We start from the raw sequence: 20922 nt of genomic DNA, 5'->3' as shown, positions 1-20922 counted from the left end.
TTCACCTTTATCGTTTGGTTAAAATAGCTTTACTCGACAGAGGGTTTACGTCGACCTCAAATACATCCGTGGGTTGCATATTGAGCTTCTTACCGCTCCAGTAATCATACCAATCCACCGCCCTAGTCGACGTCAAACACACTGTCTGCCTACAAGTTTGAAAGTTAAATAGACAATGCAAATCATTTTTGTTATTCATCCTTAAATAAGCATGATCGAGAGACAACGAAGAAAATCGTGCGGAGTTTTGGTTATGTTTGTGACGGACAAAAAGTCGTGACAAGGTACTTTTTGCAAAATGATTCAACTGGGGTAACGGGTCACCCGACATTAACAAACCGCCACACGCGAGTAGCGCATTACGATGAAATTCAGCATGGGTTTGCTCTAACGGAGCATTGTGGAGAGATATCAAGGTCGCACAATCTGGGTCTATCTGCCAAAGTTTTCTATGTTGCCAGCTACGGAAAAAAGCTTCTCGGGCGATCTGAATAAACCGCTTTTCATCACGTTCTACATCATCTGATACCCGCATTGCATCAACCATTCCAAGCGATGGCCACATTGGTGCATTGCAACCCAAGATTAGCGAGTTATCGGCACCTTCATTAATGGCCTCCATCCCTAATCGATAGGCTTCGATTCCCGTGATCCCAGCTTGCTGTCGACAACCTTTCAGCGCTCCCCAATATAAGGCATCTAACTTAAACAGTTCAATTCCCCAATCTTTACGCATCGTCGTTATTACATTGGTGAGATGTTCTTGAACATCTGGATTAGTGGCATCTAATATGTACCAAGGAGTACAGCGCCAGCCGCCATAAGTTACCTCTTCAGCTTTAAGCAAAGAGCCATCAGAATAAGTAACTAACCAATCTTTATGATGACGAAAAACCTCAGACTCTTCCTCAACAATAAACGGCGCTAGCCACAACGCTGGCTTTTTGCCACAACGCTTAATTTCCTCGGCCAATGATTTTATCCCAGAAGGAAACGAGTCGGATGGAACGAGCCAGTCTCCCATAAAAGCTTGATAGCCATCATCGATCATCACATACTCGAGAGTTTCAAGGGTCCCTTCTAATTGTCTAAGGTTATCTTCTACGACCTTCTCTGATATATCTGACCAATAGGCATACCAAGAACACCAGCCTATAGGTGCATTGTTTTTCATCCCTTTTTTCGGAGTATGGTGGCAAGAGATAAAATGCGCATATTCTGAATAGAGTTCGGCCAACGAATCTCCTTTTAAAATCACTACTGATTCCAATTGGTTGGATGACCAATCTTGAGGATGGGTTTCTTCACCATCGATACAAATCTTAACCCAGTGGCTGTGCTCAACTTCTACCAATTCAAAATAACCAGCAAAGCGATAGCAAGAAGTGAAGCCAAACAAGGTATAGCCTGATGCCTCTTCTACCAGTAAATAGTTATAATATCGCTTTGGTAATGAAGGGGAATATAGCCGATAAAGACTAGACTGCTCAGAATGTCTCCCTACATCCTCAGGATTATCCATAGTTCCAGTTGTTTGACTAGACATTTGAAATCCATCACCTAGCAACACCGCATCATGATCAAACATAAATTCAGTGATCGCCAAAACATAGCCGCTACTGCAAGGGTCATTACTTAACCCTTGGTAAACGAACTTCACTTCGTTTCTATTCACTTGCGCATGCAGATTAATGTCTCTTACGCGCAGACTATGGCCGTTCTGCAATGTCACTGAAAACGACATACAGATCCCCCTTAGGTTTCTGATGTTCTTTTATTTAAATTAGGTTACTCCAATTTTACTGTCTATTTTTCAGTTTAAGCCGTTCTGCTTTTATCCTGAACCTAGACTGGACTAAACTATTTGTAGGCAGCCGAGAAACCAAGCTAGGTGAAAGAGTGGGAAAATTTAAAAATCTACAACTATATGCTTTGATTATCATGAGTCTAATATACTGCCGACCAGTATTAGCAGAAGCAGAGCGTCTTAGAGTCTCGCAAGATCTTTGGCCTCCTTATATAGTAAATTCTGCCTATGGTAGTGGTATTGCCTATGATTTGGTCATAGGCGCGCTGGATGCCGCAGAACTTGAGTTTGACTACACAGTAAAGCCTTGGTCTCGTGTGCTGAAAGAGACCCTGGGCGGACAAAATGATGTCATCATTGCTATCTGGAAAACAGAGCAAAGGGAAAAAGATTACCTGTTAACGGACAGCTATATGCACAACCGGATGGTATTTGTTTCACGTAGCGATACGAAGTTTGAATATGAGTCACTAGAAAGTTTAAAGGGATTGAGAGTGGCTCTTATCAATGACTATGCCTATGCGGGAAACTTGCGCCAATACCCAGATATGATCCCTATCAACTCCCTCGACTTGGCTAACAGTGTGCGACAAGTATTAACGCAGCGGGCAGATGTGTTAGTCACTGACGAAGCGGTGGGGAGATGGGCAGTACAGGAGATGAGAGTAGCAAAAGGCAAATTTTACTTTAGTCGCAGCCACCTCGACTCAACACCCTTACACGCAGCGGTTCGAAGGGACCATCCTCAAGCTCAAGAGATTGTCTCCAAACTTAATCAATACTTCAAAGACAACGCAGAAATTAGGCTCCAAGATATTAAAATCAAATATGGCCTAACTGATTAAGGGGACAAAGTGCTGACTCATCAGCCAGCACTTGATCATATTCGGCTAAGCCACTTCAGTAGGGCCACCGAATGAAGTCACAGGAGGCACCTTACCTGTGTATTTTTCAAAATTGACAATACAAGTGTTGGCAGAAGTCGCCTGAGCTAACTCTGAAGAGCCAAGATCGAGTGTCAATGTATTCGGGTCACCGTAAGTACAAATTGCCCCTTCTTTCTCATTAAGTGGACCATACCAAGCACCTTCTTCAATTCGGATCACACCCTGTGCATAGCTATCACTTAATACGGCTCCAGCTAACAATTGGCCACGGTCGTTAAATACGCGTACCAAATCACCCTCTTTGATTCCCTTTTTCTTCGCGTCTTCTGGATTAATATAGACGGGCTCTCGACCTTGAACCGCATAGGTTGAACGAAACTCTTCTGACTCACACATTTGGGAATGGAGACGTTTATCTGGGTGACAAGACTGAAGCCAGAACGGAAATTTGTCAGATCCCGGGCCACCGTGGGAACGCTCGGTTTTTTCAAACCACATTGGATGTTCTTGGCACTTTTCGTACCCATAACGGCCAATCTTACGTGAGGTAATTTCAATAAAGCCAGATGGGGTTCCCAAAGCATTTAGCTCAGGATCTTCTCTGAAATCAGCATGGCGAACCCAAGGTTTGCCTTCTCCAAAATCAAGTACGCTTTGCTGCCAAAACGTATCAAATTCGGGGAGATCAAATTTACCTTTATTGGCCTCGCGACAGTCATTATACAATGAGCGGACCCATTGCATTTCATCCATACCTCTAGTGTACTCTTTATGCCCCCCGAAGCGGCGAGTTAGTTCAGTGAAAATATCAAAATCCGTTTTTGACTGGAACAAAGGATCAACCAACCGATGCATGGCTATCAAACCTTTGCCCGAATATGACCCATAAACATCAATATCATTACGCTCAAACTGTGTACAAGCTGGCAATACAATATCTGAAAAACGGCAGGTTGCAGTCCAGGCAAAGTCAATCGTCACTACCGTTTGAAGTTGTTTAAATGCCTTCTTCATTCGGTTACGATCTTGGTGATGATGCCAAGGGTTATTACCAGAAATCACCATCATTTTATAAGCAGGAAGTTTAACCTTACTACCGTTGTAGCGAATTTCCTTACCAGGTTCGAGAAGGCAATCAATCCAACGAGCCACAGGAATAGTTTTGCTGTAACCATTGAAGTCATTATTGTCCCACTTAGGCTTCATCCCTTGATCTAGGTTTCTGGGGAAACCACCGGGAGCCGCAAACCCTGTAGAAGGTACACCGATACCAGAATAGTGATGACCGTAGGAAATACCGCCTCCGGGTAGACCAACCTGCCCCACCATCGCAGCGACAACGGCCGCAGCCCAATATGGCTGCTCACCATGTTCCTGACGTTGAATACACCAACCCATCATGATCTGAGTTCGTCCACTCACAAGCATACGGGCAAATTCTTGGATCTTTTCTGCACTTATACCACAAATGTCAGCAGCCCACTGCGGCGTTTTTTCGATCTTGTCCTTACTTTGTCCCTGCACATACTTAATAAAGTCCTCAAAACCAAGGCAATAAGTATCGATAAACTTTTTGTCATACAAATCTTCATTGTACAGGACATGACAAACCGCAAGCATAAATGCCACATCAGTCATCGGATTAATATATAAGTGTGAATTTTGCAAAAAACGCTGAGTTTTGTTTTTCACAGGATCAACAGAAATAACCTTAATTTCACCTTTAGCAACCTTTTCTTTGAGTTGCTCCAAATAGGGAAATGACTGGTGAGTTTCACAGTTCCAGCCTACCTGCAAATTCTTAACAGGATCATTGGCCCATAAAATGATGTTATCAGAGTTATCTAATATCTCTGACCAAGAGGTTCCTTGAGCATAGACTTCCGTTGAGCCAAGGACATATGGCAAAATCGTTTGTCCCGCACCTGTCGAGTAATCACCAACCTTAGTGATAAAATTGCCATGCATACCGACAGCTCGCTGCATATGGCTAGTACAACTATGAAACTGGCCTGTCTGACGCCAACCTGTTTGCCCTGCATGTAACGCCCAAGGGCCGTAGTCTTTCTGAACTCTTTCTAACTCACGATAAAATAGGTCCAAAGCTTCATCCCATGTCACACGAACAAAGCGATTATCCCCTCGGGTCTCTGCACCGTATTTATGTTTCTTCAACCAATCTAGCCGTACCATTGGGTAACGAATACGAGAAGGATTGTAGATTACCCCTTTAATACCCTTGAGCATCTCCGTGGGGTTGGTATCACTCTCTAGTGGCTTAATTTCCTGAACTTTTCCAGCATATATCCGTGCTCTAAATGCTCCCCAGTGAGATCCTGAGACTTTCCAAGTACCACCGACTTCTGCTGACCTTGCCGAAGTCGATGCCAATAAACTAGGGCCAATTACTGATGCTGCACTGGTCGTTGCGACACCTTTAAGAAAATTTCGACGTGTAATAGCCATTTCAATAACTCCATCCAATGCGCATTAGTGGTGGCTTTCAGCAAAATCTGAAGAGTGCTTTTGCAGATACTTCAATACCAGAGCTTCACTGTCAGTATCAAAATTGACAAAAGCGAGCATACCGTTAAACATACCTGGCCATGTGTTGGCATCAAAATGAGCCTCATCCGGTTGGGTATGACAAACAGAGCAATTGGTTTTATATGCTTGGCTGGCTTTTTCCCAGATAGGCGTCACATCATTGAGCATGGCCTCTTTCTTCATCCATACCGTTGCAGCAACTTTCTCCCATGGCAAACCAGTGAGTTCGTCCACCTTCTTCTCGCCCTTAACAACAACCTTGTCGTTGGTTGACGCCTCTTTGACTAGTGACCCCACCGCTATATTCATGCCAAAATCTTCTTGAATTACTCGTCCAAAACCCTTGGCTTTTCTCCAACCATCAATTTCAACTTTTATCATTGTGTCCTTTTCTTCGAGAACCTTAACCTCTGAGGCTGGATTAAGAAGGCCAGCTTCTTGTGCTCCTTTCTGGTCGAAATACACAGGCAAATGGCGCACGCTCACCAGCGACTCACCCACCGAATAATCCGTGCTAGATGTCATCTGCTCAAGCTCGCCGACTATTCCACCAATGCTTTCCATACCCGCTGGCAATTGATGAGCAATGCCTTTATGACAGTCAACACAACTTTGATCTTTTTCAGCCGCCTGCTTCATCTGAATTCGCGCTGCCGGTGACATTTGCTCAAAGTCCATCGATTGGTAATTGTGACAGTTTTTACATTCTAAAGACTTGTTGGCTGAAAAACGGTCCCATTCATGCTTCGCTAACTCAATGCGTCGCTCTTCGAAGGCACCCGGCTCATCATAGTTGCCGAATACTTGGGCAAACACTTCTTTGGATGCTTGCATTTTTCTTGCAATTTTGTCTGTCCAATTGTGGGGAACATGGCAATCGGGACAAGTTGCTCTTACCCCAGAATGATTCTTCCAGTGAACAGTATCTTGAAGCTCAACATAAACGTTGTCGCGCATGGTATGGCAACTGACACAAAACTCTTCGGTATTCGTTGCCTCTAAAGCAGTGTTAAAGCCGCCCCAAAAAATAACACCAGCAATAAAACCACCCATAGTTAACACACCTAAACTGATGTGAACTGCGGGACGCATCATTGTTCGCCACAACTTAACAGAAAATGCTTTCATGATTTACTCTCTAATATCAGGCCTAAAGATATGGAAAAACGGGTCTGACTACATGCCATGTAATCCCGGAGGCCCAAGAAAAAATACCTGTAACATCCATATGATGAACCCGTACCCCCCAACAAAAGCCACACTTAAAACAGGAAAGAGGACTACCGTGATGAAGAGGAAAGCTTTCCATTCGAGGGAACGTTTCTCACCGCTCTCTGTATCGTTAAATTCGCTCATAAACATGCTCGCATATCACTCGTTTTATTAGATTGAGTTCATTATCATGATGTTGCTATTTCTCAACCATTGATAAAAATATTAGACCATACTTTTTGTGTGGTTCAAGAAGTTCAACCTGCATATAATGCTATAATTGACACTTTATTGATCTCATCCAGATATGTGTCTTATTAAACAAGGGTATGTAGAGATAAATGAATTTATGATGAGATATTAATGAGTTAAACACTTTGATAGTTTAAGTGTAAGGGGGCTGATATTATTGCTGTAATAAGCTATTTCTGTTTGAATACCAAGTTATCTTTGATAGGATTTTGCGCTAGAGTTTGGAGCTAAAGTGATGATAATATCTTCGCTAATAACTATCTAAGTTGGCCATCACTTCCAGTGACGGATACCAATTAAGGTAAGGAGTTTTAAATGAATAGTGGTGTTATAGATATTCCTTGGTCACTCCTACTTCTATTCTTTTCAACCCTAGCAATCCCTCTTTCTATCAACCGTTACTTCAGACTCAATATTGAGCGAGATATCATCATTAGTATTGTCAGAATGACAATCCAGCTACTCATGGTAGGGGTCTATTTAGAGTATTTGTTTAACATTAACAACGCATTAATAAACACAGTATGGCTACTTATTATGACCTTAATAGGCGCAAGCGCTATCATCAGTAAAGCCAACTTACCCTATAAAAAATTGCTCTACCCAGTAACAACCAGTTTGCTTATCAGCTTAGTACCAATCCTGGCAGTATTATGCGTAGTGATTATCAAGCCAGTTCCCCTCTTTAATGCTCAATACATAATACCTCTAGCAGGAATGTTGCTGGGTAATTCACTAAGCGGCAATATTGTTGCGTTACAAAACCTATTTACAGCCATAGATTCACGCAGAGGAGAATACGAAGCAGCGATAGCACTAGGAGCTTCCGCTCGATTTGCAACACAATCTTTTGTCAGTGACGCTATGAAAAAGTCATTAGCTCCAACTCTAGCTTCAATGACAACGACAGGCTTAGTGACATTACCTGGGATGATGACAGGACAGATCTTGGGAGGGGCAAGTCCTATTATCGCGATCAAATATCAGCTTTTGATTATGATCGCTATATTTGTCGTGTTGTCGATATCTTTGAGTCTCACGCTGACCCTAACCATTCGCAACTGCATCAACAAAGAAGGGAAAATATTAGTTGTTTTTAGACCTCAATGATAAGTCTCGAGGTTATCCACAGAATCTGTGGATAACCGTGTCATAGCTTTCAGGATAAGTTTCTAAGTAAAGCAATACGCCTCGATTATGTAACAAAAACTCAAATATCACTTTACAATTAAACACTGCCTTAGTCTTTAAGATAAATCACCCAGTACCAGACGCCAACAAAAATGCCTCCGCCTATGATATTGCCTAAAGTGACAGGTATTAAATTATTCATGACAAAATTCACCATATTCAAGTCAGCATAATCAGACGGATTTACTCCTGTCATTTGCCAAAACTCAGAAGGTGCAAAGAATTTGATGCCGATTGCCATCGGTACCTGAAACATATTTGCGATGCAATGTTCAAATCCCGAAGAAACAAACATAGCAACAGGCAATATCATCACAGCAATTTTGTCAGTTAATGTGCGTCCACTAAATGTCATCCAAACCGCGATACAGACTAAGACATTGCACATAATGCCTAAAGCAACTGCTGATATAAAATCATGATGGAGTTTATGCTGAGAAATGGCCATAGCATTGAGCCCAACTTGGCCACCATCAAACATGTATTGCTTGGTGAGCAACATGCATATAACTAAAAGCAAGGCCCCTACAAGGTTACCGCTATAAACAATCAGCCAATTTTTAAACAACATTTTCCAGCTGATTTTGCCACTGGCGCGAGCGACTAGGGTCAAAACTGAGCTGGTAAACAGCTCTCCGCCTGTTACTACAACAAGTATCAAACCTAAGCTAAATGCTAATCCACCAATGAGTCTGGTGATCCCCCATGGAAGATCAGCTGCTCCTGTTGTGACTACGGTATAAAAGATAAAAGCGATGCCAATATGAATACCGGCTGAAATGGCGAGAAGAAAAGACTTAATAGGATCTTTGGTTACTTTACCAACACCAATTTCCGCCGCGCGTTCAGCCATTTGTGGAGGTAGCAAAGAATCAAAGTGGTTCAAATTCATCATAAAAACATTTTATATTGTGTGGTTTTATGGCCGCGGATGATCACTGTTATTGCCACAATTTTCAAGAGCTAATTTTCATATCAAGATGTTAGCTTATGCCATTCTCGCCTACTGGTAAGGTAAAACATAGTGCGAATTAATATTTTCTCACGCTCAACATACCTCTGATGCTTGCTTTGTTGAGTTTGTAATATTAGGCGGCAGATAACATTTCTTTCTATACCCCATTGCCGGACATCTGCACAAAGATTAAGGTTGTTATGTGGCCTATATGGAGAAGACGAATATGAAATACACAGCAGACAAAATGGCTGAACTAAACTTACTACTTCAATTCGATATTCGAAGTGCAGCAACAGGGATAAAAGTACATCAGGATGCAACAGACGAAATACAGGCAGCAGTGGGCAGACTTTTTGATAAGGGGCTATGTACACTACCTGACGGAGGTTATCTCACTGACGAAGGCATTGAGGTTGCGGAACATGCAGATAAAGTACTCCGAGTACTCTCCAGCGAAATCATCTAGCTCACTGAGCCATGTTACCCTCAGCATCGGTTGGCTTGCTCAACCGATGAATAATCGACTCGATATCAATCTTTTCTAAGCCTTGATTGAAAATCGTCTTCAGATCAATTCCTTTCGGTTCGTTACGAAAAGCAACATAGATTTGTTTGTTGTCCAATAGCCTAGTATTCATTTGCAAATTCTGTCGTAAGAAAGCTTCCTGAGAGTCCTCACTGATCAAATGCTCTAGCACATTCGAATCTATTACGGCAGCATCTAAACGTCTTTTCGCTACCTTATGAATATTCTTAGTATCATTACTCGATGCCTCTACATCGAGCTCTCCATTCGCAACCATATCATCGAACTCTTTAGTATTGACGTACCCTTGAACGACACCGATACGAAGTGTTTTTAGGTCGACTAATTTACTCCATGTTACTGGGAAATTTGAATTTTCGACTAAGCCCAGTGGCCCGCTACCAATAGAATCCGAAAAAACAAAATCTTGGGTATCAAAGAAATACTCGGGGAAATATCCGATGTATTTTTCTGATTTCGTGGCTAATGAAACCGCCCTCACCCAAGGCTCGAAATCTACGATTAGGTCATAGCCCATAGCAGAGAAAGCCTCACGAGCAATGGCAATAGAATAGCCATTTTCACGTAAACTCTCCCCCGAGTAAGGAGGCCAATCTAAAGACGTCATATATACTTTGTTGCTAGCCGAGACTAGAACAGGTATGAACCAAAACCAACACAGCAAAAGCCACTTCATCCAATCCCAACAATGTGTACCCAGTTATACATCTATTAATAATAGAGTTAATGATGTTTAGCCACAGCGAAGCGATGTCTCATCCATGAGACGTAGAGCCTATAAAACTATGGTTGATTATTTATTGGATCTCTTAGATAGTAATCAAACTGGGCCGAAACTATGACGAGACAAGTATGAAAGACATATTAATTATTGGTGGTGGGTGGCTTGGTAAACCACTCGCTCACTACCTACAAACCATTGGCCACAGTGTAACGGTTAGTCGCACTACTGAAGTTGGCGTCACCGAAATCAACAGTTTACAACTCACAGGCGTATTATTGGACCTAAAGAATGATGTAAACACTATCACCGATAGTATTAAAAAGGTTCAACCTCATCTTGTAATTGGCTGCTTTCCGCCTGGATTTAGGTCGGGTGAGAGCAAAAAATACACTCAATGCTGGGATAAACTGGTTAAAGCATGCCAATCAGCACATGTAGAAAAAGTTATTATGGTTAGCTCGACTGGCGTTTATCCTGATCTTGCAAAGCCCATGGACGAGGATGATGCCTCTCTATCTATCGCCTCACACAGCAGCGATTTCGCTCCAAAGTCAAAAGTTATGCTCCAAGCAGAGCAACATGTCATAGATTCAGGCATAAAATACGCAATTATTCGGTGTAGTGGTCTTGTGGGTCCAGAGCGCCACCCTAGTCGCTTTGTGGGTAAAATGAGACAAGTTAGCTCAAGTGCACCGGCAAATATGTTGCACCTTACTGATGCTATTGGCGTGATCAGCTTCATGGTTCCATTATCATCAAACGCCGTTGTCAATGCCACAACACCCAACACAGTAAGTAAGGCAGAGTTTTACCAAGCCGCTCTTGATAGCGTTCAATCTAAGGACCGATTACCTCCTATCGTCCATCAAGATGATAAGCGTATCACCTCAGCCCACATAGAAGAATTAGGGTATAAGTTCCACTATAAACACACGTTAGAACTTGTTTGAGAACATACTCGTTGCTTTGTAAAAGAAAAGGATTTTGCTAGTGAGATAAAAAAGCCAGAGCGTTCAAACACTCTGGCTTTATCTTACTGTTGGTAATGTTAATGAACGGCGACTTCTTTTTGGCTCATATACTTAAATTTAAGCTGATCTTTTCTCAAGTCGACCTTCACTGTCCCACCATCGACTAAAGCACCGAACAAGAGTTCATTCGCAAGTGGTTTTTTGAGCTGTTCTTGGATAACCCGACCCATTGGTCTTGCTCCCATCGCTTTATCATAACCTTTAAGCGCTAGCCAATGGCGAGCTTTGTCTGAAACTTCAAGCGATACACCTCTTGCATCTAGCTGAGCTTGCAGTTCAACAATGAACTTATCAACCACTTGATGAATGACATTCTCATCTAAGTTGTTAAACCAAATCACATTGTCCAAGCGGTTACGAAACTCAGGTGTAAAGACCTTTTTAATCTCTGACATCGCATCATGACTATGATCTTGTTGGATAAGACCAATCGATTTTTTAACGGTTTCCTGAACACCCGCATTGGTTGTCATTACTAAAATCACATTTCGGAAGTCCGCTTTACGGCCATTGTTATCCGTTAGCGTACCGTTATCCATCACCTGTAACAAGAGATTGAAAATATCCGGATGTGCTTTTTCTATTTCATCTAGTAGCACAACAGAGTGTGGATGTTTGATAACGGCATCCGTCAATAAACCACCTTGATCGTAACCAACATAACCAGGAGGTGCACCAATTAATCGGCTAACAGAGTGCCTTTCACCGTACTCAGACATGTCAAAGCGCAGTAGCTCTATTCCCATTAACTTAGACAGTTGTAATGTTACTTCCGTTTTACCAACCCCTGTTGGCCCAGCGAACAAGAAAGACCCTACTGGTTTGTTATCGGCACCAAGACCTGCACGAGTTAACTTAATCGCCTCACTCAACACATCAATGGCATCATCTTGACCAAAGACCAGCATTTTCATCTTGTCATCAAGATTTTGCAGAATCTCTTTATCCGAAGAGGATACTGACTTCTCTGGAATTCGAGCCATTTTGGCAACCATGGCTTCAATATCAGCAACGCCAACCGTTTTTTTACGACGACTTGCTGGTGCTAGACGATGACGCGCACCTGCCTCATCAATCACATCAATGGCTTTGTCAGGTAGATGACGTTCATTAATGTATTTTGCAGAAAGCTCTACCGCGGCACGAAGCGCCTTATTGGTGTAACGAACCTCATGGTGTGCTTCGTATTTAGGCTTGAGCCCCATCAAGATTTTCGTCGTATCATCGAGTGATGGTTCAACAATATCTATTTTTTGGAAACGACGTGAAAGAGCTCGCTCTTTGTCGAAAATATTACTGTATTCTTGATAAGTTGTTGAGCCAATACAACGAAGTTTTCCACTACTCAGCAAAGGTTTTATCAAGTTAGCGGCATCTACCTGGCCACCTGAAGCAGCTCCCGCCCCGATGATTGTATGAATTTCATCGATAAATAGTATGGCATCATCTTCTTTTTCTAACTGCTTTAGAATTGCTTTAAAACGTTTCTCGAAATCACCTCGATACTTGGTACCGGCAAGCAGTGAGCCAATATCTAGAGAATAAATAACGCTTTGTTTTATGATTTCAGGAACTTGCCCTTCGACAATTCTCCATGCCAGTCCTTCAGCAATCGCCGTTTTACCAACACCAGCCTCACCGACTAATAGAGGGTTATTTTTACGACGACGACATAAAACTTGAATGGTTCTCTCAAGCTCTTTGTCTCGGCCAATTAGAGGATCAATCTGGCCTTGCTTAGCCAGCAAATTGAGGTTAGATGCAAAGCTTTCTAGACGTTCTTCAGAGCCCGACTCCTCAGAACTTTCGTTACTACTATACGAATCAGATGAGGATGAATCGTCACTTGAGCTAGACGCTTTAGTGATGCCATGAGAAATAAAGTTGACGATATCAAGGCGACTAATGTCGTTCTTCTTCATCAAATAAGCCGCGTGAGATTCTTGCTCACTAAAAATAGCAACGAGAACATTGGCTCCGGTCACTTCGCTACGCCCAGATGACTGTACATGGAATACCGCACGTTGCAAAACACGCTGAAAACTCAATGTAGGCTGGGTTTCTCTTGTTTCATCATTCTCTGGTATGAGTGGTGTTGTTTGATCGATAAAGATATCTAACTCATTCCTTAGTGAGTCAATATCCGCCTGACAGGCCAGCAAAGCCTCTCTGGCTGCATCATTTTCTAACAATGCTAGCAGGAGGTGCTCGACAGTCATGAACTCATGTCGTTTGTCTCTGGCACGAGAGAATGCGCCGTTCAGACTCGACTCTAACTCTTTATTCAACATAAGTACCTCCTTAGCAGCAACTTAAATTGCTTGGTTAAGCTCTACACTTGCTCCATTGTACAAAGCAAGGGATGCTCGTTTTCCTGAGAATACATTGTAACTTGCGCTACTTTTGTTTCTGCGACTTCTGCAGTATACGTGCCACAAATCGCTTTACCTTCGTAATGCACTTTGAGCATTACTTGTGTCGCCCTGTCTATATCCATCGAAAAAAATCGCTCTAGGATTTCAATTACAAAGTCCATCGGCGTGTAGTCATCGTTATTCAACACGACGTTGTATCGCGATGGCGGCGACACTTTGGTCTTTTCTATCTCCAGTAAATCATGGTCTGGAGAAACCCATTCAAATTGCTTGCTCATGACTCTTCGTGTTTAAAACAACGTCCCTTGTATGTAATTTTAACACTTCAATGCGTTTAGTATATAGATCTAGCTCCTATAGTAAGGCCAAATTGAGCCAAGCAAATTTTACGCCCTTACTTAGAGACTAATGCAGCAATTGTATCGCTGCAAATAAAAGATTTCTATCTGGCTGAATTATCTATCTAATTGATTAAAAAGAAACCAAAAACCACTATCTCTATTATAAAGTGCTGGTCGCAGTGTGAAAATAGTTGCAATAATGGAGACAATAAAGGTGACTTGTTTACAAATATGCACAGTCCAAGCAATTTTCGCTATTGACTGCTCCCAAGCATTGACTACATTGGTCTCATAGTGACTGGAAATTTAGCAGCGGCTGAATGGTTATTCACTGTAATGTTTACACACGGATTGTTCGTGTAATCACACAACGTTATTAACAATATGCATGAGGGATGTATAGCATGGCTACAGGTACAGTAAAATGGTTTAACAACGCCAAAGGATTTGGTTTTATCTGTCCAGAAGGAGAAGATGGAGATGTATTCGCCCATTATTCGACTATCAAAATGGATGGGTATCGTACACTGAAAGCAGGCCAACAAGTAACATTTGAAGTGGAGGAAGGGCCAAAAGGATACCACGCAAGCTCAGTGGTTCCCGTCGAAGCCCAAGCCGTAAAATAATTCGCTGCTAGATTTCACCATCTGGTACTTAAGGTACCAAATACAAAAAAACCGCCGATAAATTCGGCGGTTTCATGTTTACAAAACAATATTAGCCATTAATAATGGTATTTAATGTATTGCTTGGACGCATGAGTTTTGAAGCTTTATCAAACTCTGGCGCATAATAGCCACCCAATTCACCCGCTTTGCCCTGAGCACCATTTAACTCAGCGACAATCTCGCTTTCTTTTGAAGATAAAGCTTGTGCTATTGGGGTAAATTCTTCTGCTAATGAGGAGTCAGAAGTTTGTTTAGCAAGCGCCTGTGCCCAGTAAGTAGCAAGATAATAATGGCTACCACGGTTGTCTAACTCACCCACTTTTCTCGATGGTGACTTATTATTATCCAGGAACTCGCCCGTTGCTAGATCGAGAGCGTCCGCAAGTACCTTGGCTTTGGCATTGCCCGTCACTGTACTGAGGTGCTCCAAAGAAGCTGCTAATGCTAAGAACTCTCCCAATGAATCCCATCTTAAGTGGTTTTCTTTCTCAACTTGTTGTACATGCTTAGGCGCTGAACCTCCAGCTCCCGTTTCAAATAAGCCGCCGCCATTCATCAATGGTACAATAGACAACATTTTAGCCGACGTGCCTAGTTCCAATATAGGGAATAGATCGGTCAAGTAATCACGTAGAACGTTACCTGTTACAGAAATAGTATCTAAGCCAAGTTTAATGCGCTCCAGAGAAAACTTACACGCTTCAAGTGGCGCTAATATTTTGATGTCCAGACCAGAAATATCATGCTGCGGTAGATAGGCGTTCACCTTCTTGATAAGTTGAGCATCATGCGCTCGATTTTCATCTAGCCAGAATACTGCTGGTGATCCTGTCGCACGAGCGCGAGTAACCGCCAGTTTTACCCAATCTTGAATAGGCGCATCTTTTACCTGACACATGCGGAAAATATCACCTTCTTCCACTGCTTGTTCAAGTAAAACCGTCCCCGCAGAATCAACAACTTTTATAGTACCTGCTTGGTCAAGAATAAATGTTTTATCATGCGAGCCGTATTCTTCTGCTTTTTGAGCCATTAAGCCAACATTAGGCACACTACCCATTGTGGTTGGGTCAAAGGCACCATTTTCCTTACAGAAATCGATAACCGCTTGATAAATACTTGCGTAGCTGCGATCAGGGATCATAGCTTTAGTATCGCTTTGCTTTCCATCTGGCCCCCACATTTGTCCAGACGAACGAAGCATAGCTGGCATGGAAGCATCAACAATGATATCACTAGGAACATGTAAGTTAGTGATTCCTCGGTCAGAATCAACCATAGCCAGCGGAGGCTGGGTGCGATAAACGTCTTGAAGTGCAGCTTCAATTTCTGCTTTTTGATCGACTGGAAGGGACGCTATTTTCGCATAAACATCACCAATACCGTTGTTAACGTCAACGCCCAATTGCTCAAAGACGTCACCGTATTTGGCAAATACCTCTTTATAATATACGCGAACCGCATGACCAAAAATAACGGGATCAGATACTTTCATCATAGTTGCTTTCATGTGCAACGATAGTAGAACACCCTGTTTTTTGGCATCTTCGATTTCTGCTTCGAAAAACTCAACCAGAGCTTTCTTGTTCATTACAGAGCAATCGATAATTTCTTTATCTTGTATCGCGAAAGGTGCTTTCAGCTCTTTGACCTGGCCATCCGTAGAGGAAAATTCGATCTTAACTTGCGTTGCACCATTCACCGTATGAGACTTTTCACTGCCAAAGAAATCGTTCCCAGACATACTAGAAACGTGGGACTTTGAGTCTTTTGCCCAAGCACCCATTGAATGTGGGTTTTTCTTCGCGTAGTTCTTGACAGATAAAGGTGCACGGCGATCTGAATTACCTTCACGAAGCACAGGGTTTACGGCACTACCTTTAATCTTGTCGTACGTCGCCTTAATGTCTTTTTCTTCTTGCGTACTTGGCTCTTCTGGGTAATTAGGCAAGCTGTAACCTTTCGCTTGTAACTCTTTGATTGCTGCTTGCAACTGCGGGATAGAAGCGGAAATGTTAGGCAGTTTAATGATATTCGCCTCTGGCGTTTTAGCCAGTTCACCAAGCTCAGTCAACGCATCGTTAATACGCTGTTGCTCTGTTAAATACTTAGGAAAGTTTGCAAGAATACGACCGGCAAGAGAGATATCACGAGTCTCAACTTCAATACCAGAAGAAGCAGTAAACGACTGAATAATAGGCAATAATGAATACGTTGCTAAAGCTGGTGCTTCGTCTGTGATAGTGTAAATAATTGTAGGTTTTTCTGTAGGCATGAAATTTCCCTATCCGTTCTTGCAAAGCGCGTCAGTAGACGGCTTTGGTTGATGTATCCGTATGTAAGTCACTTACAAACGGCTTTGTTGTCTCTTTTGTCTTTTCCTTACGTCTAGTTTTAGCGTAAGATCCGTGAGAACAATACGTTATAATTAAACAAAATTGGCACGATAGTCTATCGTTTTGCGGTTTCAATCCTGTCTTCGGGCGCGCACATGATAGCTTAAAACAGCTAAGTTTAAAATTTTCACCCACACTTCATTCACAATTTTGCAAGGTAGTTAACATGTCATCACGCTCTCAACGTGAGTCTTCTAAAACCAATCGTCACCCTGGTAAATCGGGTTTTAAACACTCAAAGAGAGACTGGCAAACCAAACCACACTCAGCTTCTATCAAGAATAAAACCAAACGTAATCCTCCACCAGTTACTCCTAAAAATCGCACGGTTATTCTCTTTAACAAGCCTTTTGATACTCTTAGCCAATTTACTGATGGTCAAGGGAGGAAGACACTTGCCGACTATATCTCAGTCAAAGAGGTATACGCAGCGGGTCGATTAGATCGTGACAGTGAAGGACTAATGGTGCTAACAAATGATGGCATACTGCAAGCCAAGCTTACCCAACCGAAATCAAAATCTACCAAAACCTATTGGGTACAAGTAGATGGCGAGCCTGAAGAAAAAGACTTAGACAAACTGCGTAAAGGTGTAGAACTCAAAGACGGAATGACACTTCCAGCACAAATAGAAGTCATCCCGCAGCCCGATGTTTGGCCTCGTAATCCTCCAGTTCGTTTTCGGGCCAATATCCCCACTACATGGCTAGCGATCACCATAATTGAAGGTCGTAATCGCCAAGTAAGAAGAATGACAGCCCATATTGGCCATCCTACTTTACGCCTTATTCGCTATTCAATGGGAGAATTTAGCCTTGGCGATCTAAAGCCCGGGGAATGGAAAAAGGTACATATATAAAAAGGCGCTTCATCGAAGCGCCTTTTTATTTGTTACAGTAAAAACTATTGGAATGTATTTACTAAGCGTCGTTTTTCTCTTTGGCAACCGTCACCGCAATCGCTAGCTCTTCCAATGCAGAAGGGTTAGCCAGACTTGGAGCATCAGTTAACAAACAAGCTGCCGCCGTTGTCTTTGGAAATGCAATCACATCACGGATGTTCTCAGTTCCGCACAAAAGCATGACCAAGCGGTCAAGGCCAAAAGCTAAACCTGCATGTGGCGGAGTACCAAACTTAAGCGCATCCAGTAAGAAACCAAACTTCTGCTGCTGCTCTTCAGCTTCAATACCCAAAATATCAAATACTGCCGCCTGCATTTCAGCGTTATGAATCCGCACAGAGCCACCACCCACTTCATAGCCGTTAATCACCATGTCGTAAGCATTAGAGTTAGCGGATGCAGGGTTCGCTTTCAGTTCCTGAGCATTGACGCCCAGCGGTGATGTGAATGGGTGATGCATGGCATGAAGGTTACCCTCATCGTCTTCCTCAAACATAGGGAAGTCCACAACCCATAATGGTGCCCACGCTGACTCATCGGTAAGTTCTAGGTCTTTACCCAATTTAAGGCGAAGTGCTCCCATCGCTTCCGATACTGTGTTCGCTTTGTCTGCACCAAATAAAATAATATCGCCAGATTGAGCTTGGGTACGATCTAAAATGCCTTCAATCACTTCTTCGTTCAAGAATTTAGCAACAGGTGACTGAATACCATCCATACCTCCAGCGCGATCATTCACCTTCATCCACGCTAGGCCCTTGGCACCATAGATTCCAACAAACTCACCATAACCGTCAATTTGCTTACGAGTTAACGAAGCACCGCCTGGAACTCGGATAACAGCAACACGGCCTTTCTCATCATTAGCTGGACCAGAGAAAACTTTGAATTCAACATCTTTAACTAGGTCAGCAACGTCAACTAGCTCTAACGGGTTACGCAAATCAGGCTTATCTGAACCAAAGCGACGCATTGCCTCAGCAAAAGGCATTACTGGGAAATCACCCAAATCAACATCAAGCAGCTCCTGCCACATATCACGAACCATTTTCTCTGTCGTGGCTCTAACCTCATTTGCCGTCATAAATGAGGTTTCAATATCAATCTGAGTAAACTCTGGCTGGCGATCGGCACGCAAGTCTTCATCACGGAAGCACTTTACGATCTGATAATAACGATCAAAACCAGACATCATTAGCAACTGTTTAAAAAGCTGCGGAGATTGAGGTAGCGCGTAAAAGCTGCCTTTATGAACACGACTTGGAACTAAATAGTCACGAGCACCTTCAGGGGTCGCTTTGGTGAGTACTGGTGTTTCAATGTCAAGAAAACCATTTTCATCTAAGAATCGACGCACGAAGCTAGACGCTTTTGCTCGCAGCTTAATACGGTCACTCATTTCTGGACGACGTAAGTCTAAGTAACGGTACTTAAGGCGTTGCTCTTCTGTATTTTTCTGATTGAAGTCTAAAGGAAGAACATCGGCGCGGTTTATAATTTCTAAACCTTTAGCAATAACTTCGACTTCCCCAGTCGCCATGTCTTTGTTGACCTGACTATCCGGACGGACTCGAACTTCACCGGTAAGATTGATACAGAACTCATTACGAAGTGTATTGGCCACTTCATACGCATCTGCCATATCTGGATCCACCACTACCTGAACAATGCCTTCACGATCTCGCATATCAATGAAAATTAGTCCACCTAAATCGCGGCGACGATTAACCCAACCGCAAAGTTCTACAGTTTGTCCTGCGAGGGACTTGTTCAAGTGACCACAGTAATGGGTACGCATAATGAATTTCCCAATCTCTTTTAGTATGTTAATTACTACCCATCGGTGATAACTTTACCGACAGTGCAAAGCTCCATTTATACGCTGAAAGTGTCTTAAAATCGACTACTCAACGCACAACTTATTGCGATTTATCATCTATTGGTGCTTTTTACACCAATAGAGGGCTAAAACAATAGCAATACGAAAAATTGGCGCTGATTATAGCCTTATTCAGGGTGATTCGGCAAAATTCTAATCAATCATTATTCGAAATACAGATATGAATGCTTATCCAGTCAGGCTCGGACTCACTATGTGGTCTCATAATAATTGGCAGCAAACTTTTTACGGCAGTGGCACAAAGCCCAATGAGCGATTAGAAAAATACGCCAGCGTCTTTCATACGGTAGAAGGCAATACCACGTTTTACGCGACACCTAATGCCGCAACAATCCGTAACTGGCACGCATCAACACATGATGAGTTCCGCTTTACCTTTAAGTTACCCAAAAACATCACACATCAGCAGATGTTGCGCGGTTGCAAAGAGGAATTGTGTGATTTTATATCCATCATGGAACCATTACATCATCGAATTGGACAATGGACAGTTCAGTTGCCAGCGGCCTTTGGCCCCGAACATTTGAGCCAACTTAAACAATTTTGTGCCCTATTTCCTAAAGAATTTCCCATTGGCATAGAAGTCAGACATCCTGCTTTTTTCTTGAAAGGCGATGCGGAACGCTCACTTAACGCTTGGCTCATAGAACAAGAATACGATCGAATCATAATGGATAGTCGGCCTGTGTTTGCCGCAAAACCCGATAACGACGCCATTATCGATGCACAAAAGAAAAAGCCTAAGGTTCCGGTTCACGCACTCGCTACAGCTAGCAACCCTATGGTCAGGTTCATTGGTCATCCACTAGAAAGCAGTAACTATGACTTTTTTGTCCCTTGGCTATCAAAACTTGCAGACTGGGTAAACCAAGGTAAACAACCTTATTTGATGATCCACACCGCAGATAATATCGTTGCGCCTGAGCTGGCAGCAAACCTTTATCGACAACTACAAGAGCAAGTAGCGCTGCCAGACCTAAATAGTTTCCCTGCCCATAGAGAAAACAAACAGATACAAATGTTTTAGCCGTAGACTCAATACACTGTTATTAGTAAAAAATTGCTTAACTCGACAATAATCTAGCTTGTGTTGAAGTCAGCTAGTCATGACGTAAAGCGCTTGAAACATGACAGGAGACGAAAATTCACATAAAATGTGCCGTTTTTTAAATCTATAGGACGGTA

The 20922-nt window shown here is 42.6% G+C and carries 17 protein-coding genes; 7 read left to right on the top strand and 10 right to left on the bottom strand.

All coding sequences use genetic code 11. From position 1 onward, the window contains the following. Positions 1 to 7 precede the first annotated feature (7 nt). Complete coding sequence (locus tag AAFM34_RS07885) at positions 8 to 1744, bottom strand: alpha-galactosidase (protein WP_341661644.1); 1737 nt, start codon at positions 1742 to 1744, stop codon at positions 8 to 10. 197 nt (positions 1745 to 1941) lie between these two features. Here AAFM34_RS07885 and AAFM34_RS07880 point away from each other — a divergent pair, with 197 nt between their 5' ends. Then, positions 1942 to 2652, top strand: a complete 711-nt coding sequence (locus AAFM34_RS07880) for a transporter substrate-binding domain-containing protein (protein ID WP_341661642.1) — start codon at positions 1942 to 1944, stop codon at positions 2650 to 2652. 45 nt (positions 2653 to 2697) lie between these two features. Here the strand turns inward: AAFM34_RS07880 and torA are convergent, their stop codons facing one another. The 3 genes from torA to torE are packed head-to-tail and all read right to left on the bottom strand — an operon-like array spanning position 2698 to position 6597. After that, positions 2698 to 5160 carry a trimethylamine-N-oxide reductase TorA gene (gene torA / locus AAFM34_RS07875; RefSeq protein ID WP_341661640.1) on the bottom strand — a complete coding sequence of 821 codons (2463 nt, stop codon included), beginning with the start codon at positions 5158 to 5160 and terminating at the stop codon, positions 2698 to 2700. Positions 5161 to 5184: 24 nt separating this feature from the next. Continuing rightward, positions 5185 to 6369, bottom strand: coding sequence for a pentaheme c-type cytochrome TorC (gene torC / locus AAFM34_RS07870; protein WP_341661638.1), 1185 nt, complete (start codon positions 6367 to 6369; stop codon positions 5185 to 5187). A gap of 48 nt (positions 6370 to 6417) precedes the next feature. Then, positions 6418 to 6597 (bottom strand): trimethylamine N-oxide reductase system protein TorE, encoded by a 180-nt coding sequence (gene torE / locus AAFM34_RS07865; protein WP_341661636.1) that lies wholly within the window; start codon positions 6595 to 6597, stop codon positions 6418 to 6420. A gap of 423 nt (positions 6598 to 7020) precedes the next feature. Here torE and AAFM34_RS07860 point away from each other — a divergent pair, with 423 nt between their 5' ends. Continuing rightward, positions 7021 to 7815, top strand: coding sequence for an ABC transporter permease (locus AAFM34_RS07860; protein ID WP_341661634.1), 795 nt, complete (start codon positions 7021 to 7023; stop codon positions 7813 to 7815). A 130-nt stretch (positions 7816 to 7945) separates the two neighbouring features. Here the strand turns inward: AAFM34_RS07860 and focA are convergent, their stop codons facing one another. Beyond that, a complete protein-coding gene (focA, locus tag AAFM34_RS07855; RefSeq protein WP_341661671.1) occupies positions 7946 to 8788 on the bottom strand; it encodes a formate transporter FocA in 843 nt (280 codons plus the stop codon). Positions 8789 to 9077: 289 nt separating this feature from the next. Between focA and AAFM34_RS07850 the strand changes: the two genes are divergently transcribed. Continuing rightward, a complete protein-coding gene (locus AAFM34_RS07850; protein ID WP_341661632.1) occupies positions 9078 to 9320 on the top strand; it encodes a TIGR02647 family protein in 243 nt (80 codons plus the stop codon). 1 nt (position 9321) lies between these two features. On the opposite strand, the gene AAFM34_RS07845 is transcribed toward AAFM34_RS07850, so the two are convergent. After that, entirely contained in the window at positions 9322 to 10008 is a 687-nt protein-coding gene (locus AAFM34_RS07845) for a transporter substrate-binding domain-containing protein (protein ID WP_341661630.1), read from the bottom strand. Between the two features lie 245 nt (positions 10009 to 10253). On the opposite strand from AAFM34_RS07845, the gene AAFM34_RS07840 reads away from it, so the two are divergent. Further along, positions 10254 to 11075, top strand: coding sequence for an NAD-dependent epimerase/dehydratase family protein (locus tag AAFM34_RS07840; RefSeq protein WP_341661628.1), 822 nt, complete (start codon positions 10254 to 10256; stop codon positions 11073 to 11075). 98 nt (positions 11076 to 11173) lie between these two features. Here AAFM34_RS07840 and clpA read toward each other — a convergent pair whose 3' ends face one another. Both clpA and clpS read right to left on the bottom strand, forming a co-directional pair. Next, complete coding sequence (gene clpA, locus AAFM34_RS07835; protein WP_341661626.1) at positions 11174 to 13447, bottom strand: ATP-dependent Clp protease ATP-binding subunit ClpA; 2274 nt, start codon at positions 13445 to 13447, stop codon at positions 11174 to 11176. Between the two features lie 41 nt (positions 13448 to 13488). After that, on the bottom strand, positions 13489 to 13809 hold the full coding sequence (gene clpS / locus AAFM34_RS07830) for an ATP-dependent Clp protease adapter ClpS (RefSeq protein ID WP_114787147.1): 321 nt from the start codon (positions 13807 to 13809) through the stop codon (positions 13489 to 13491). 467 nt (positions 13810 to 14276) lie between these two features. On the opposite strand from clpS, the gene cspD reads away from it, so the two are divergent. Next, entirely contained in the window at positions 14277 to 14498 is a 222-nt protein-coding gene (cspD, locus tag AAFM34_RS07825; RefSeq protein ID WP_114787146.1) for a cold shock domain-containing protein CspD, read from the top strand. Between the two features lie 91 nt (positions 14499 to 14589). Here cspD and AAFM34_RS07820 read toward each other — a convergent pair whose 3' ends face one another. Beyond that, positions 14590 to 16815 (bottom strand): NADP-dependent isocitrate dehydrogenase, encoded by a 2226-nt coding sequence (locus AAFM34_RS07820; RefSeq protein ID WP_341661623.1) that lies wholly within the window; start codon positions 16813 to 16815, stop codon positions 14590 to 14592. Positions 16816 to 17102: 287 nt separating this feature from the next. On the opposite strand from AAFM34_RS07820, the gene AAFM34_RS07815 reads away from it, so the two are divergent. After that, entirely contained in the window at positions 17103 to 17795 is a 693-nt protein-coding gene (locus AAFM34_RS07815) for a pseudouridine synthase (RefSeq protein ID WP_341661621.1), read from the top strand. A 61-nt stretch (positions 17796 to 17856) separates the two neighbouring features. On the opposite strand, the gene aspS is transcribed toward AAFM34_RS07815, so the two are convergent. Next, on the bottom strand, positions 17857 to 19635 hold the full coding sequence (aspS, locus tag AAFM34_RS07810) for an aspartate--tRNA ligase (RefSeq protein ID WP_341661619.1): 1779 nt from the start codon (positions 19633 to 19635) through the stop codon (positions 17857 to 17859). Positions 19636 to 19897: 262 nt separating this feature from the next. Between aspS and AAFM34_RS07805 the strand changes: the two genes are divergently transcribed. Then, positions 19898 to 20764 carry a DUF72 domain-containing protein gene (locus AAFM34_RS07805; protein WP_341661617.1) on the top strand — a complete coding sequence of 289 codons (867 nt, stop codon included), beginning with the start codon at positions 19898 to 19900 and terminating at the stop codon, positions 20762 to 20764. Positions 20765 to 20922: the final 158 nt, after the last annotated feature.

This window comes from Vibrio sp. (assembly GCF_038138445.1).
Taxonomy (GTDB): domain Bacteria; phylum Pseudomonadota; class Gammaproteobacteria; order Enterobacterales; family Vibrionaceae; genus Vibrio.
This window is presented reverse-complemented; position numbering and strand designations above follow the sequence as displayed.